Consider the following 13,086-nt stretch of genomic DNA (forward strand, 5'->3'; position numbering starts at 1 on the left):
GCGCCTGTCCACGGCTCGCGGGCTCGTCCCGGTGCTTTTCAGGGGCCCGGCATTTAGCGGCGCATGTCGGCGGCCGCGACTTCGGCAGGGCTCGAAAAGGGGACAGGTGTCTGCTTCGCTGGGCTGATGGATTCTCGGCCGAGGATGGAGACGGCCCGCTGCCGAGGCCCGCGCCGCGACCTTGGTCTACTGCTCGGGGTAGGTGGCGAGGTATCCCAACGCGCTGGAGAAGACGCTCACCATGTCGTTCAGGTCGGCGCTGCCCCGGAGCCGCACGGAGCTGCCCTGGCCACACCCCTTGTAACCGTAGTACCGAGGGTGGCCCCTGCCGCTTCTGGGCTTCGTCGGCTTGAATCCGTCGTCGTCCGGCGCCACGACCATCGCCGGGACGGTCGCGCCGGCCCACCGTACGAAGCTGCGTCGGGCCAGCCACTCTCGATGCCGGTCCGCGAGTTCCCCGTCGGCATCCGGCGTCCCGTCCGGGATTCCGACCATGATGCGGATCTCGAAGGGCGTGCCGATGCCGCTGTTCGGGCTCCTTGGGTTGAGGCGCTGAATTTCGGCGACGACCCATCCGTCCGCCGTCTCTCGCCAGGCGCAGATGTTCGCGCCTCCCACGCCGGAGCGCTGCGTCGGTTCGAAGACTGTGCCGGGCGGGGCGGTGGCCTGCGACCTGCTCGCCAGTCGCCGCAGACGCAGGGCATCGCTCAACGCGGTGGAGACCGCGTTTGCCGGTCCCGCTGCCTCGGCCTCGAGCTGGGTGAACTGCTGAAGTGCCAAGGCGGACAAGCGTCGGGCGACCTCGTCCGGCGACTGCGTCCAAGCAGCGACGAGAGCGGGGATGGTGAGCCGGCGCGACCAGTGGGTCGGCTCGTTCGGGATGGGGTCAAGGCTGGGCCCCACCAAGTGGCGGGCTGACACTGGGAGTTCCTTTGCATCGGCCCAGGCATCGTAAACTGCGAATTGGTCGCCATGTGCGCCCGCGCCGAGTTTCACCTCCATCATGGAGACTTCGATACCGTCCAGGTAGACGATGAGATCGACCCGGCCGGCGCGGGCTCCTTTGCCTGCTGCGACAACGACCTCTCGCTCGAGAGTGATCGCACCCTGCGGCAGCCGCAAGGCCGACCGCAGCGGTTCAGGGTCCAGTTCGGCGAGCAAACACAGCCAGTCCGACCAGTCGTTCTCGGTGCGCAGCAAACGCGTCAGTGCGTAAATCACGGGGCGAAGCTACGTCGGGCCTCCGACAACGGATGCCGGCGCGGACGCAGCGTGGCCACCCACACGACATCGGCTTCCACGGCGCCGCGCGCCCTGTGATGTCACGAAGTAGTCGGCCCATCCCAGATCTCGGAGACGGCGGCGTACGCGGGCGCTGCGCATGGCCCGAGCCGCGGTCAGGGGGAGCGGCCGAGCCCGCGGACGTACCGTGGCCAGAACCCGGCGGCATGGGGGCGGGCCTGCGCCGATGGTGTGGCCGTGGTGACCTCGTGCACGGTTTCGGGCAGATGCCGCCCATCGACGGGGCAGGACACGACGCCCGCGGCGCGCAGGGCGCACAGGCGGTGCTGGCCGTTCACCAGGGCCTCGTCACCGTCGCTCCAGGTCATCGGGTCGTAGAACAGCGACACGGCGTACTTGCGGTCGTGCTCGTCGAATTCGGGATTGTGCTCGGCCCGGTCGGCCATGTCGGCGGAGTCACCGCCTGCGGCGAGGGCGCGTTCGGCGGCGCGGGCGATCACCGCCCAGTTGCCCCGGTGGTAGTCGCACGCGCGGAAGTCGTCCGGGCCCCAGGTCGAGAGAGCGTGGGCGTGGGCGGCCCGGTCGGCTCCGTCAGTGTCCGGATACTGCTCCACGAGTGTTTTCACGCGATCCGCATGGGCGCATTTGAACGGGTCGTGGGGCCAAGGGAGCGCCGAGAGCGGTACCGAGCGCAGGCCCTCGACCCGTCCAGGAGCGGAGCGCGTTCGTCGGGATCGGTGATCAGCGTCGGATACAGCTGTGCCTCTCCCGCTGGCGGGTGGGGTCGCCGCCCGGCGTCGATGGCGAGTGCCGGGGCCCGGTCGGGCTCGGTCGCGTCCTCGAAGCGGCGGCGGAAGGTGTCGTCGAACCCGTCCGCGCCTCTGTCCACGGCGATACGTTCGATGTTGGGCGCGGTCAGGACGTCCACGTCGAGGTCCGGCAGCAGCAGGACGTCGAAGTTGTCCGTGTAACCCCGCCCCGAGCAGGCCGGCGCGCGGCTGACCAGGCTGTCGGCCGCCGCGCTGTCGTGTGCGGAGCGGTACCCGAGAGTTCTCCCCGCGTGCCGGGAACTAGCCCGGGTCCGGGAGGAGTACAGCCACGAACAGCACCTGACCACGCGGGTCTCACCCGAGACCTGGACTCCGCGTCGACGGTCGCCAGACCGTAGTCTTCGCGGTCCCGGGTCGCATGGATGTAGGCGTCGACGAGGAATTGCGTCCACCGCCACCACCACTCGGCGGTGTCCCGGTGCGGGGGCAGGACGAACGGGCGCGGCGACTCGGGCTTGTCGGGCTCGGCCGTCCCGAGTTCCGCCAGTCGCTGGGGCAACGTCGAGGACAGGCAGGACAGGTGCTGCGGGCCGTAGAACGACCAGCCGTGCCGGACGCGCAGTTCCTCGCGGCCCGCGTCGAGCAGGCGGGTGACCTCCTCGGGGGTCTCGTCGATGTCCGGGGCCAGGCGGGCGCCAGCCGCGACGTGGAGCAGCAGCAGGTGGGCGCCCCTCGATCGGGTCTCGTCGGCGCGGAGTTCCGCGAGTTTGCGTTCGCGGCGTGCGATCCGTGCGGGGACCTCCCGGCAGGCGTCGAGGACGGCGTCGTGGGGCGTGCGCGGGCGCGGCCCGCCGGTGGGGATGGACACGTGTGTCTCCATGGCTCGGCGGTCACGAACAGACCGCGAATGAAGCCGCCGGAGCGGAGAGCCGGGAAGCGGTCCCAGTATGGCGCCTGCGCCCGAAATGGGGCCTCGCCGTAGCGATATGAGCATCGGGCCAGGTCGGGTGCTGCGGGTCGAACGTCAGGTTCGGGACCGGGAGCGCTGTGTGTGTGGTGCGGGTTCGGGGGCGAGGGGGGCGTAGGCGGGGGCGAGTTCTGTGATGCGGGACAGCGGCGGCCGGTTGCCGAGGTGGCTGCCGAAGACGATCAAACCGCGCTCGCTGTCGGGCAGGGGAGTGGTGCTGGCGGTCGTAACGCGTACGGCGGGCTCGCGGCTGGTGTGGTCGCGGACGGACACCAGCAGGGGCGGGTCGGCGGCGTACCAGGTCAGTTCGAGGTTGCCGTCCCGAACCGTCTGCCAGGGTGTGTAGGGGGTTTCCGGGGGTGCCGGTCGGGGGCGGCGGTCCGCGGCGGCCTGTGCGGTGAGTTCGACGACCGTTCCCCGGTCGAAATAGAGGACGCGGTCCGGTCGCCAGGTGTGGACCGCTCCGGTGGGCGGGCGATCCCACAGCCACAGTTCCGCGTCGGGGCCCACGCTGCGGTTTCGCCGGCCGGGGATCTCGGCCGGGTCGGCGGGGACGACGATGGGGGCGATCGGGGTGTAGCGCAGGACTCCGCGTCGGTCGCCGTGCGCGTTGTGTCGGTTGTAGGCGTCGGCGTACAGCTCGGCTTGCTCCTGGGCGTGCGCGGCGTTGGCGAACATTTGGATGCGGCCGAAGTGGTGGGCGCGGTCTGCGTGGTGGTCATCGAGGAATTCGACGGCCTGGTGGTCTTCGAGGAACAGGCCGTAGACCCGGGGCCCGGGGGCGGCGTGCAGGTCGCACACCGGGCAGGGCGTCAAGTGCTGCCAGGACGTACGGACCGAGCCGGGGTTGAGCCGATCCGGCCGATCGAGGACTTCCTGCGTCATCAGGCCGCTCAGGATGCGGGACCGTGGATCGGTCGAGGGGAGGGCGACGTGTGTCCACGGGTCCTGTGGGGTGGGACGGATGTCGGCTTCGGTGACCTCGGTCAGGTGGCGGCAGGCACCTGGGGGAAGGGCTGCGACGGCGGCGGCACGGGACGAGGCCGGGTCCGGCATGGTGGGACTGGGCACGGGAGACTCCTCGCAGGCAGATTGATGTCGGCCCTGTACGGGCCACTGCTGTTCGGGATCCTCGCCGCCCGGCTCTGTCGGGCGGCGCCACCGCGTTGTGCTCCTGCGATCCATCGGCCCGGTGAGGGCCGCCGTGCGGGTATGTACCGCCCCGCTGCCCGCAACCTTAGTCGCATGCCGCAGCGGAGGTGCAAAAGACGCTCATGAAGTTCCCTGCGCGGCCGGGTACCGCAGGTTCCTGCCACGACGTGCTGCCGGTGGCGTTCTGTGTGGACGCCCGGGAGGATGTTCGTCACCCAGGCGCTTGGAGCGGCTTCGGCGCACGGAGACGGCACCAACGCGTTGTGCTGTCGTACGGGGCGGGCCCTACCGGTCTGCGGGCCCGCCCGACGAGGTGTTCGAGCGTTCGGCTACGTGCGGGGAGCGGCGGTCTTCGACCAGCCGCTGATGCCCCTGATGATCAGGTAGGACAAGACCGACATGAGGATGCCGCCCGACGCGCAGTTGACCGGGTCCGCGTCCAGCACGGCGAGGACGATCACCATCATCGATCCGGCCATCAGGGCATTGCCGACGACGAGCTTGTGGACGATGGTCGGTTTCATGGACCGGGCTCCTGTCGATGTGGGGTTTCGGGGGTGTCGGCCTGCGGGGTCGCGGCCGAGAAAGAGGAGGCGGCCTATGCCGTGTGGGCCGGGGCGCCCGAGGTGCCGGCCGGTTTCCACCACCCCACGCGTTCCTCCTCCTTCAGGAGTGTGCGGGGGATGTCCCTGATCTTGAGGACGGTGCCCGGCAGGGGGCTCAGCGCGGGGTATTTGACGGTGCCGCCCTGCGAGGCGAACCCGCCCGAGACGAGGGACACGTCGTAGTGGAACCGCACCCGCTCGTCGCGTCCCGGACGCCAGGCGATGCGGCGTCTGGCGAACCACACTTCGTTGTGCCCCTTCGTGTGTCCGAAACGGGAGACGTCCAGTTCCGCGGTGATCAGAACGTCGCTGCGCTCGCCGTCGGTGCCGTAGAACTCCATGAGCAACGCGCGGACTTCGTCGATCCGGCGGGGGTCGAAGAGCCACAGGCGGTCGCTGCGCCGGAAATCGCCTCCGATTGCGCGGGCTCGCGCCGGGAATCCCGGATCGTACGGTGATCGAACACCCAGCATGGCTATGGCCTTTCGCCACGATGCGGACGATTCTAGGGGAGGTCGTCCCGCTGCCGGACCACTTCCGACGAGTCCGGGGCCGGGGGTCGAACCACGCACGCGGCGGGGTGATCCTCTGCCACGATGGCGCTCATGAATGCGATCACGGCCGAGTCCGTACCGGTGGGTGTCCGCCGCCGTATGTTTTTCGTGCTCAAGCTGCACGCAATGCACGGCAACGACCCGACCGTGGACGCCACTGCCTTCGGAGGACTTCGGAGCCCCCGCGAGGAGCTGCAACGCCTGCGGGTGTCACGGCTCGACATGCGGGCTCTCAGCGCTGCGCGCCGGGAGTTGCGGCGCTTGGCGGTGTCGCAGGTGGCGGAGCCCGAGCGGGAGGCCGAAATCCTGGCGGTGCTGTGGCCGACGGGCCGTTTGAGCGTTGCGGACGAGAGGGCGTGGGCCGCGACGGCGCGCATCTACGGCCTGCACCCGCGAGCGTCCGTCCGGGAGGGGTCCGCCGAATCGCGGATCACCTGGGGGACCACGATGGGGCTGTCGGTGCGGCGCGGCGCAGGGCACGAGGGCTTGGGCCGCGTTCTCGAAGCCCGGCACGAGGGTGATTTCACCCGCGCGCTGTATCGCACCGCGCGTGTGGCGGAAGCCGCGGCGGCGCCGATCGACTTCCTGCGTCTGGTGGACGACCTGACGGAGCTGTACACCGGGTTCGAGTCCCCGGGCGGGGACGACCGGGCCCGTCATGTGCGGCGCAAGTGGCGGCGGCACTACTGGCGCGCCGTGGAAGGCCGGGGTGTGCCTTCGTCGGCGTTGGCGACGGTCGCCGACGAACTCGATCCTGCGGCTTTCGGGGACAGCACCGCCGACGTGACGTAGCCGAGATGGCGGCGGGCGTATCCGGCGTGGACGACCGCTGTCGCGGCGGAACGCAGCATGTAGCCCTCCGCGGCGAGGGAACGCCGCTGGATTCCGTTCGTCCCTTTTCTGATCATGTCGTCGACGATCCTGCGCAGCGCCGGGTCGTCGGGGGCGTCCACGACCATGGCCCGGCGAAGGCGTGTGACGTCAGCGGTTCTGGATCCGACGTGAGGGTTGCCCCACCAGTTGTCGGCGGTCTCGTCGAGCAGGCCGGGAAGTACCGACGATCCCGACCGCCGCAGGACCCGGGCGGTCCAGCGTGCGGCGATGCGCGCGGCGACCCGGACGGTTCCGTCGGCCGTCCGCGCGGGCGGATCCCCGACGCGGTCGGCCTCGGCCAGCAGCCGGCGGTAGAACGTGACGCGCCGGTTCTCGGTGAGCGGTCGCGCGCATTCCAGGAGGAACCACGCGGCGTTGTCTCGGGCGAGAGTGCTGATGCCCCCGTGGGGGCCGTCCGCCGTCAGGACGGTACGGATGGCTGCGATGTCGCGCGCCATGTCCCCGCCGTATTCGTCCTCGCCGGGGAGGATGGCGTGGACGGGGTCGTTCGTGGGGGCCTGTGGTGTGCTCATCGCGTCGCGGGTTCCTTCGAGCGGCGGTGTCCGGGCAGGTCCAGGGCCGTGTCGCGGGCCTCGGTGAGCAGGCTCCAGTCCGCAGGCACGTCCCGCGAGGCTCGCTGCGTGTGGGCGTGGGCGGCAAGGACGGCTTGGACGACGTGACCTTCGGGCGCCCAGTTCCCCGGCCGCAGGTGCAACGCGGCCAGCCGGCGCATCAGGGTTCGGAGCACCGGGGGGTCCCAGTCCGTTTCCCGGTATCCGTCGATGGCGCGGTAGAGCCTCATGGCGTGACCGGCCCCGTCCTGGACGAGGTGGTCGTAGGCGTGGGCGGTGTCGTGGACGAGGTCCGCGATGCTGCCCTCGCCCTTCAGCCCGCAGGGGTCGTCGTGGTGCCGGCGCAGGAGGAGCGCGGCGAGGTGCAGTGCGATGCCGGAACCGATGGAGACCATTCCCACGGATTCGCGGTGTCGGCCGCCCAGGTATCGGCTGACGGTTCGAACCCGGTCGTGGAGTACGGCCTGCACCTTCGGGTCGGGTCCCGTGAGCAGGACGCCGTGGAACAGGGCCCGGAACGCGTCGGCGGCTTCGGGGGTGATGCGGGGGATGTCCGCGATATCGGTGATCCAGTGTCGGAGGTCCGCGCCGTGCCGGGTGTCGGCGTCGGGGTGTGGGCGGTTCATCGTGCCTGCCTGTCCCGGGAATCGAGGCCGAGGATGCCATCGCGCGCGCGTGCGAGGCGGCTCTCCTCCGGTGAACCGGGTTCCGTGCAGGCGGCCAGACGCACGGCGCGGGACACGCGGGCGGCAATGCGCAGGGTGTTGTCGGGGTCCTGGAGGGAAAGGAGGCTCAGGCAGTTCAGGCTCTCGCGGAGGTGTCCGTCGCGCACCCTGCGGTCGGCGTCGACCGCGCGGCGCAGGCGCCGGGAGAGGATGCCCGCCTGGTCGTCGCCGCTGTCTCCGGTTTCGGCGTCGGGGGCCCAGAAGGCGTTCGCGGTGTGCTCGACCAGATCGGCCAGGGTGCCGTCGCCGACAGGTGCGTGTCCTCGCACGTCGTACTTGGCTTGGGTGAGGTCGAAGGGGTCCTCGTATTCCTCACGGAGGGTCAGGGCGACCCATCGGGCGGCGATGCGCGCGGGTACGAAGGCGAAGCCCCAGCCCCTCGTGTTCGTGCGCCAGGCCAGGTTCCACAGGGCGAGTCGTGTGTCGTCGCGCGACGCGGTTCCGGGGTCCATGGATGTCGTGACGAGCAGAAAATCGGCGGTGTCTTTCACGGCGTATTTCGGTAGGGATTTCGGCGTCCATCGGCCGTGCAGGAAATCGCTGAACTGCCGGAGCCGTTCTTCGTCGGTGGTTGCGGTGGGCGTGGTCATCTCGTCTCCAAGGGTTCGGGGCGGCAGGGTTCGGTCAGGCCGAGGAGGCGGCCAGGGTCGCGCGGAGGTCTTCGGCGGCGTCGAGGTAGGGCCCGTGCGGGCCGAACCCGTACAGGACGCCGTCGAGTTCGCTCGGGTCGCCGAACGCGGCGGCCCACACGGCGATCGACTCGCGCAGGGCCGCGCGCCGGGCGGTCACGTCGGCGATCCGCGCGCGGGCTTCGCGGGCGGCGGCCGGCTCGTTGTCGAGGTCGTGTTCCGTGGCGGCCTGTTCGAGTCGGGCCAGGGTGGTGGGGATGCCGTTGAGGGACAGGAGGTCGAACAGCACGCTGTGCCATCGGTCGATGCGGTCGATCGCGTCGGTGACCTGCGGATCGCGTTCGTTGACGCCGGGCAGGAACACCGCGGCGGCGATCTCGTCGTACTGGCGCAGGGTCACGTACGTGCCGCGGATCGCCTCGGTGTGGTCGTGGCGGCGGAATTCGTGGAGGCCGTGGACGGCGAGGATCCTCAGCGGGTCGGTGGTGGCGGGTTCGGGCGGGTCCTGGTGGGACCGGCGAATGCTCGGCAGGGTCATGCCGTACTCCATGCGCGGTGAGGGAGAGGGGCGATCACCAGGTCTCGCGCCTGACGCACGAGTTCGGGATCGCCCCGGTGAAGGCGTGTGTGCGCCGTGGTGACCGCCGTGATCAGCCGGCTCTCGGGGCACCATCGATCGTCGGTGCTGTTGGACATGGACCGCAGGCTCGTGAACACGGGATCCATCACCGGGGGCACGTGATCGAAGGTGGACGGCTTGAGAAGGCCGGCGAGTTCGAGGGTGTACCGCGAGCGGCAGTTGCCGTCGCGGTGCCGGTAGCCCGTGGCCCGTTCGGCGATGATGTCGGACACCGGACGCCACCCGTCGGGGGTGAACGCCATCGGGTCGGCGAGGTCGTGTCGGACCATGAGCGCGGCCAGGTGCATGGCGAACCGCACGGTGACGATGAGCAGGCCGAGCGGCCCGGTGTTCCGGTCCGTGCCGAAATCGGTTCCGGCGCGTACGCAGTTCTCCTTGAGGATCGCCTGACGGCGCAGGTCGATGGTGGACAGCAGGGCACCGTTGATGACGGGCACGACGGGCGCGGCAACGTGCCTGCGCACGGTGGGAACGACGCCTGCGGCCAGCCGATCACGCCACGCCGTCAGATCCTGCATGGGGTACCGGCCGGGGGACGAATCGGCCGGGCCTGTCGGGGGGTTCACCACGGCTCCTCGTCTTCCACGTCGGTGGATTCCGGGGCGAGGCGGAAGTAGCCGGGGCTCGTGACGTCGTCCCGGGGCGTCAAGCCCTGTTTGATCCTGTCGACGTCCGCGGCGATCACGTCGACCGGCGCATCGTCCGGCAACTCGCCCAGGCGCAGCCTCTCCAGGTCTTCGGCCAGGCGCGCGCGGGTGTCCGCGTGGCCGTCGGCGTACCCGGCCCCGGCGGCATCCCTGTTCTCCGGTTCGGGCTCCCCCGGGAAGTCCTCGTCGAAATCGCTGTAATCGCGAAGCGGCCCCTCGTCGCGCCGGTACTCGGCCGCACGCCGCTGGAGCCACACGTCGGTCTGGAGATGGTCCACCGTGGGGCGAAGACGCGGATACGGCTCGAAGTACGCGTCCTCGGCCGCCTGATGGGCCTTCAGAGCAGCCCCGTGGAGTTCCTGATCCTGCTCCGACAACCCGTCCTCGCGGTCCCAGTCCAGGCCCAGGCGTCCCTGGACGGCGGTGAACGACGGCGGCGGATCCCACACGACTCCGGGGCGCGGGTCGCGGTCGAGTTCGTACTTGACCACCAGGCGCCGTTTGACGACGACGAGTTCCGCCGTGTACGTCAGCGTCCGCTGCCGGACGTAGGCGTCGACGTAGGCGCGAACCTGGTCGGGGTCGGTGAAAGGCACGCGCTTCGGGGGTGACGCGTCGACGCGTCGGGCCTGGAGCGTGCGGAACCAACCCAGGAGCGGCGGGTTCTCCACGCCCCGCAACAGTCGTTGCTTCGCCCCCTCCTCGATCGGCCCCGCCTTCGGGGCGGCCCTCTTCCATTCGTGGAGGGTGTTGCGGGACCTACCGGTGATCCGGTTGATCCGGGCCGCGCTCACGCCGGCGGCCAAGGCCCCCAGAAGGAGGGGCCTCTCCTCCTCGTCCAGAGCCATCCTGCGGCGTGCGAACTCCAGGAGGGCATCGTCGGCCCCTTCCTTGGAGTCGTAGAAGTGGGGAAGGTCCGGCGTCACCGGCTGCGGTGGTGTGTCCGTCATGACCACCACCCTAGCCTAAACTGTCCCCTGGAGTACACATTTCTTCATAATGACTGGAGGCATCGCATGAGACAGATGTTCACATGTACTCGTCAGGACAGCACTAGTGCTGGTTGAGGACGTGTGGGCGCTGACTCCGAGGCCCGCGCCACCAGGGCGACCCACCGCTTCGAGGGGCGGTTGCGGGCGTAGTCGAGCGCCACGGCGGGATCGGCCCGAAAGCACAGTCGCGCGAGAGTCAACTCGGCCACCGTGTCCTCGTACCGACGACCATGGACGGCGGCCCGGGTGACCGCCGAGACGAACGTGCCGTGGGCCGGGAAAGTGGGTCCGTTGCACAACGCGTGCACCCCGTTGGCGAGGCCCCGCAGGTCCGGGCGCCGGGTGCGGATGGCCCGCGCGGTTCTCAGCGCCACCGGCGTGGCTTGCTTCCACTCCTCGTATCCCCATGCGGAGCGGTACAACCTGCGGAAGGCTGTCGTCGCGTCCACGAATTCGCCGAGAACCAAGAGGTCCTCGGCCGACTCCAGCGGCGGAAGGCCCTCCGTGACACGGGCTTCGTGAGAGAGCCACACAGAGCCGATGCGGGCCGCCCAGCGCACGCGGCGAGCCGGCGTCAACTCCGGGTGCGGTTGCGCGCCACACAGAAGCAGGAGCAGATCTGCTGCCTCGACGTGCTTGTCGTTCATGAGTTCGTCGCCTTCGATGCGAGTACGGGAAACGGCGCTCACCGGATGACGGCAGGGGCGCCCTGGCCGAGCGCGAATCGACGGCGTAGCCGCGAACTGCTCGTCGGCGCGCGGAATTCCGCGCTCATTCCCGCTGAAGCGGGCACCACGGCCAGGGGCCTGGGGCCGATCCCGGCCGTTTCGCAGCCTACCCACGCCGTCCGACGCGCCGGGTCCGAACGCGCGGATCTGCCGCCGAGGGGTACGAACGACGACGAGCAGATGCCTTTTCGGCCGCCTGCTCGTCGGTGTCCGCGCAGCAGCCCGGCTTCGGGTCGGCGGGCCCGTCACACCAACGACGCCGTTGCGTGTGGCCTACTTCGGCAACGCGATTTCGCGTGCCGGAGTCCCGTACCAGGGACGTTGCTCGAGCCCGCCGTCCTTGTCCACGTTGACCGTGAGCCCGAAGCGGTCCGCGTCCGGCTTCCCGGCCGTCTCCCACCGGTGGTAGGCGGTCTGGACCTCGGTCCACAGATCCCGGGGCCCGGCCTGGAGTGCCTGGGGTTCGTAGCCGTCGCCGAAAGCGGCGACCGCGATGGACTCGCCGTCGCCGGTGTCCGCGCCGTACAGCCACAGGTTGACGCTGCCGTCGGTGTCGTTTAGGCGCGCGGGGATGCAGTCGGGGGTGGACGTGGACGGTGAGGACGGTGGTCCAGTCGGAGCCGGTGTAGTAGGCGCCAGGGTATGACGATCAGGCCACCGGGGCGGGTCTGTTCGAGCCACGCGGGTGGGGTGGTGAGCACGGCTGCGGCCGGCGGGGTGGCCCTGGGTGCCGTCGCCGGTGATGACGACGACGTCGGGGTATCCCGTCTGGGCGGGCTGCCAGCCGGGAGGGATGCCGTCTGCGTTCGCGAGGACGCGCGCGAGGGTCACTTGTCGTCCTTGCGGCGCTGGCCGGCCCGGGTGTGAGCTGCCGTCGGGGCGCTTGTCGGGTCGCTCGGCGCGGGCGGGGTCTGGCCCGGCTTCAGCGGCTTGAGAGGAGCTTTGTCACCTGCGTGGTCTCCCATGAGATGCCTCCCTGAGCGCCCCCGGCCTGGGACGAGCGCGCTGTCGCGGCGGGTTCTTGTTACGGTCTGCATCGGGCGCAAGCGTGGTCCCTCGCAACGTCCGGGCGACACGCGCGGGCGTCAATCACGGCAGGCAAGGATTCCACAACCTGAAGTCATCACCGGTACCGCAGGTGACACCTGGAGCGGCTGGCCGGGCAGGGGCATGCTTCAGGATGCCCGCCCCAGAATCCACGCTTTGACCTACTCCGCGGCCGGACACGGCTTGTAGCTGGCCACGCTGCGGCCTGGACGTGATCGAAGGCCGTGGCGTGCGTTTCTACGTCATCCGGGTCCTCAACGTACAGCGTCGATGGCAGGCTCGTGATGCAGGCAATCTGCGGCATGCCTGGCAGGTCCATCACCGAGAACGGTCCGTCCATGCCAGCGTGCTCCCCGGCCTTGGACTGCAGTACTTGAATCGTGAGTTTCGGCAGCTCTTTCGCCAAGTCCATGATGTGCTGAAGCTGGTGCTTCATGATCTGCGACGGCGGCCATTGCCGTACTCCTCGCCGCCGGCGTTCCGGTGTTCCGGCGCGTTCGCCGAGGCCACCACCGAAATCATTGATCCCGGTCCCCATCCGGCGGTCTCGTCTGCGGGAGCGGGTATTCCTCCCGGTCCTGTCGAACCGCCATCCGGGCTACGGGGGAGTCGAACAGCGTCGGGGCCAGGCCGAAATAGCAGTAGGGCGAACGGGAATCGGGGAAGAGAACGAAGGGGTCCATCGCGAACACGGCGCTGCCTGCGGCATCGTCGGTGGAACGGACCGACTGGACCCAGCCGAACATGGCGTCGTAACCGCGACCGGTGTAGGCGACGCGGGCGGTCAGACAGGGGAAGCCCCTGGCCTCGGCCGTCTGTCCGATCGCGGCGGAATCGTCGACCCGCTCGACGGTCGCCTCCACCGAACCGGCTCGCCCCTCGCACACGAACGACACAATCATGCCCCGAACCTGGCAGGTCCGGTACGCCGTCCACAAGGCCG

Annotated in this window: 18 protein-coding genes; 1 reads left to right on the top strand and 17 read right to left on the bottom strand. The window is 70.0% G+C overall.

What is annotated here, in order from left to right; translation table 11 throughout:
* Positions 1 to 186: 186 nt before the first annotated feature.
* The 7 genes from B4N89_RS45320 to B4N89_RS45350 all read right to left on the bottom strand — a co-directional run bounded on the left by B4N89_RS45320 (position 187) and on the right by B4N89_RS45350 (position 5,209).
* On the bottom strand, positions 187 to 1,221 hold the full coding sequence (locus B4N89_RS45320) for a hypothetical protein (protein ID WP_078982550.1): 1,035 nt from the start codon (positions 1,219 to 1,221) through the stop codon (positions 187 to 189).
* A 176-nt stretch (positions 1,222 to 1,397) separates the two neighbouring features.
* A complete protein-coding gene (locus B4N89_RS45325) occupies positions 1,398 to 1,868 on the bottom strand; it encodes a hypothetical protein (RefSeq protein ID WP_078982551.1) in 471 nt (156 codons plus the stop codon).
* Positions 1,865 to 2,170 carry a hypothetical protein gene (locus B4N89_RS49350; RefSeq protein ID WP_143658367.1) on the bottom strand — a complete coding sequence of 102 codons (306 nt, stop codon included), beginning with the start codon at positions 2,168 to 2,170 and terminating at the stop codon, positions 1,865 to 1,867. Before B4N89_RS49350 ends, B4N89_RS45325 begins: the two co-directional genes overlap by 4 nt.
* Positions 2,158 to 2,880 (bottom strand): hypothetical protein, encoded by a 723-nt coding sequence (locus B4N89_RS49355; protein WP_143658369.1) that lies wholly within the window; start codon positions 2,878 to 2,880, stop codon positions 2,158 to 2,160. The genes B4N89_RS49350 and B4N89_RS49355 overlap by 13 nt, the downstream gene beginning before the upstream one ends.
* A 156-nt stretch (positions 2,881 to 3,036) precedes the next feature.
* Positions 3,037 to 4,050, bottom strand: a complete 1,014-nt coding sequence (locus B4N89_RS45340; protein WP_143658371.1) for a hypothetical protein — start codon at positions 4,048 to 4,050, stop codon at positions 3,037 to 3,039.
* 410 nt (positions 4,051 to 4,460) lie between these two features.
* The gene (locus tag B4N89_RS45345) at positions 4,461 to 4,655 is read right to left on the bottom strand and encodes a hypothetical protein (protein ID WP_078982555.1); all 195 of its coding nucleotides are present in this window, start codon (positions 4,653 to 4,655) and stop codon (positions 4,461 to 4,463) included.
* A 74-nt stretch (positions 4,656 to 4,729) separates the two neighbouring features.
* Complete coding sequence (locus B4N89_RS45350) at positions 4,730 to 5,209, bottom strand: hypothetical protein (protein ID WP_078982556.1); 480 nt, start codon at positions 5,207 to 5,209, stop codon at positions 4,730 to 4,732.
* Between the two features lie 162 nt (positions 5,210 to 5,371).
* On the opposite strand from B4N89_RS45350, the gene B4N89_RS45355 reads away from it, so the two are divergent.
* Positions 5,372 to 6,082 carry a type I-E CRISPR-associated protein Cse2/CasB gene (locus B4N89_RS45355; protein ID WP_161501051.1) on the top strand — a complete coding sequence of 237 codons (711 nt, stop codon included), beginning with the start codon at positions 5,372 to 5,374 and terminating at the stop codon, positions 6,080 to 6,082.
* Here B4N89_RS45355 and B4N89_RS49360 read toward each other — a convergent pair.
* From B4N89_RS49360 to B4N89_RS45395, 10 genes are all read right to left on the bottom strand, one after another.
* Positions 5,974 to 6,696, bottom strand: coding sequence for a hypothetical protein (locus tag B4N89_RS49360; RefSeq protein WP_143658373.1), 723 nt, complete (start codon positions 6,694 to 6,696; stop codon positions 5,974 to 5,976). The two genes, B4N89_RS45355 and B4N89_RS49360, sit on opposite strands and share 109 nt — an antisense overlap.
* On the bottom strand, positions 6,693 to 7,361 hold the full coding sequence (locus B4N89_RS45360; RefSeq protein ID WP_078982558.1) for a hypothetical protein: 669 nt from the start codon (positions 7,359 to 7,361) through the stop codon (positions 6,693 to 6,695). Before B4N89_RS45360 ends, B4N89_RS49360 begins: the two co-directional genes overlap by 4 nt.
* On the bottom strand, positions 7,358 to 8,050 hold the full coding sequence (locus B4N89_RS45365) for a hypothetical protein (RefSeq protein WP_078982559.1): 693 nt from the start codon (positions 8,048 to 8,050) through the stop codon (positions 7,358 to 7,360). The genes B4N89_RS45360 and B4N89_RS45365 overlap by 4 nt, the downstream gene beginning before the upstream one ends.
* Positions 8,051 to 8,084: 34 nt before the next feature.
* Positions 8,085 to 8,627, bottom strand: coding sequence for a hypothetical protein (locus tag B4N89_RS45370; RefSeq protein ID WP_143658375.1), 543 nt, complete (start codon positions 8,625 to 8,627; stop codon positions 8,085 to 8,087).
* Entirely contained in the window at positions 8,624 to 9,247 is a 624-nt protein-coding gene (locus B4N89_RS45375) for a hypothetical protein (RefSeq protein ID WP_078982561.1), read from the bottom strand. The genes B4N89_RS45370 and B4N89_RS45375 overlap by 4 nt, the downstream gene beginning before the upstream one ends.
* Positions 9,248 to 9,291: 44 nt before the next feature.
* Positions 9,292 to 10,326, bottom strand: a complete 1,035-nt coding sequence (locus tag B4N89_RS45380; RefSeq protein ID WP_143658377.1) for a hypothetical protein — start codon at positions 10,324 to 10,326, stop codon at positions 9,292 to 9,294.
* A 92-nt stretch (positions 10,327 to 10,418) separates the two neighbouring features.
* The gene (locus B4N89_RS45385) at positions 10,419 to 11,015 is read right to left on the bottom strand and encodes a hypothetical protein (RefSeq protein WP_078982563.1); all 597 of its coding nucleotides are present in this window, start codon (positions 11,013 to 11,015) and stop codon (positions 10,419 to 10,421) included.
* 354 nt (positions 11,016 to 11,369) lie between these two features.
* Positions 11,370 to 11,927, bottom strand: coding sequence for a hypothetical protein (locus tag B4N89_RS45390; RefSeq protein ID WP_078982564.1), 558 nt, complete (start codon positions 11,925 to 11,927; stop codon positions 11,370 to 11,372).
* A gap of 292 nt (positions 11,928 to 12,219) precedes the next feature.
* Positions 12,220 to 12,681 carry a Scr1 family TA system antitoxin-like transcriptional regulator gene (locus B4N89_RS53640; protein ID WP_414646489.1) on the bottom strand — a complete coding sequence of 154 codons (462 nt, stop codon included), beginning with the start codon at positions 12,679 to 12,681 and terminating at the stop codon, positions 12,220 to 12,222.
* On the bottom strand, positions 12,662 to 13,045 hold the full coding sequence (locus tag B4N89_RS45395; protein ID WP_078982565.1) for a hypothetical protein: 384 nt from the start codon (positions 13,043 to 13,045) through the stop codon (positions 12,662 to 12,664). Before B4N89_RS45395 ends, B4N89_RS53640 begins: the two co-directional genes overlap by 20 nt.
* Positions 13,046 to 13,086: the final 41 nt, after the last annotated feature.

Source organism: Embleya scabrispora, assembly GCF_002024165.1.
In the GTDB taxonomy this organism is placed as follows: Bacteria; Actinomycetota; Actinomycetes; order Streptomycetales; family Streptomycetaceae; genus Embleya; species Embleya scabrispora_A.

Excerpts from the sequence above, each read along its gene's own strand:
- B4N89_RS45360 (WP_078982558.1), bottom strand. The coding sequence starts at position 7,361 with ATGAACCGCCCACACCCCGACGCCGACACCCGGCACGGCGCGGACCTC.
- B4N89_RS49360 (WP_143658373.1), bottom strand. The coding sequence starts at position 6,696 with ATGAGCACACCACAGGCCCCCACGAACGACCCCGTCCACGCCATCCTC.
- B4N89_RS53640 (WP_414646489.1), bottom strand. The coding sequence starts at position 12,681 with ATGGGGACCGGGATCAATGATTTCGGTGGTGGCCTCGGCGAACGCGCC.
- B4N89_RS45380 (WP_143658377.1), bottom strand. The coding sequence starts at position 10,326 with ATGACGGACACACCACCGCAGCCGGTGACGCCGGACCTTCCCCACTTC.
- B4N89_RS45375 (WP_078982561.1), bottom strand. The coding sequence starts at position 9,247 with ATGCAGGATCTGACGGCGTGGCGTGATCGGCTGGCCGCAGGCGTCGTT.
- B4N89_RS45370 (WP_143658375.1), bottom strand. The coding sequence starts at position 8,627 with ATGACCCTGCCGAGCATTCGCCGGTCCCACCAGGACCCGCCCGAACCC.
- B4N89_RS45345 (WP_078982555.1), bottom strand. The coding sequence starts at position 4,655 with ATGAAACCGACCATCGTCCACAAGCTCGTCGTCGGCAATGCCCTGATG.
- B4N89_RS45350 (WP_078982556.1), bottom strand. The coding sequence starts at position 5,209 with ATGCTGGGTGTTCGATCACCGTACGATCCGGGATTCCCGGCGCGAGCC.
- B4N89_RS45395 (WP_078982565.1), bottom strand. The coding sequence starts at position 13,045 with ATGATTGTGTCGTTCGTGTGCGAGGGGCGAGCCGGTTCGGTGGAGGCG.
- B4N89_RS45385 (WP_078982563.1), bottom strand. The coding sequence starts at position 11,015 with ATGAACGACAAGCACGTCGAGGCAGCAGATCTGCTCCTGCTTCTGTGT.
- B4N89_RS45365 (WP_078982559.1), bottom strand. The coding sequence starts at position 8,050 with ATGACCACGCCCACCGCAACCACCGACGAAGAACGGCTCCGGCAGTTC.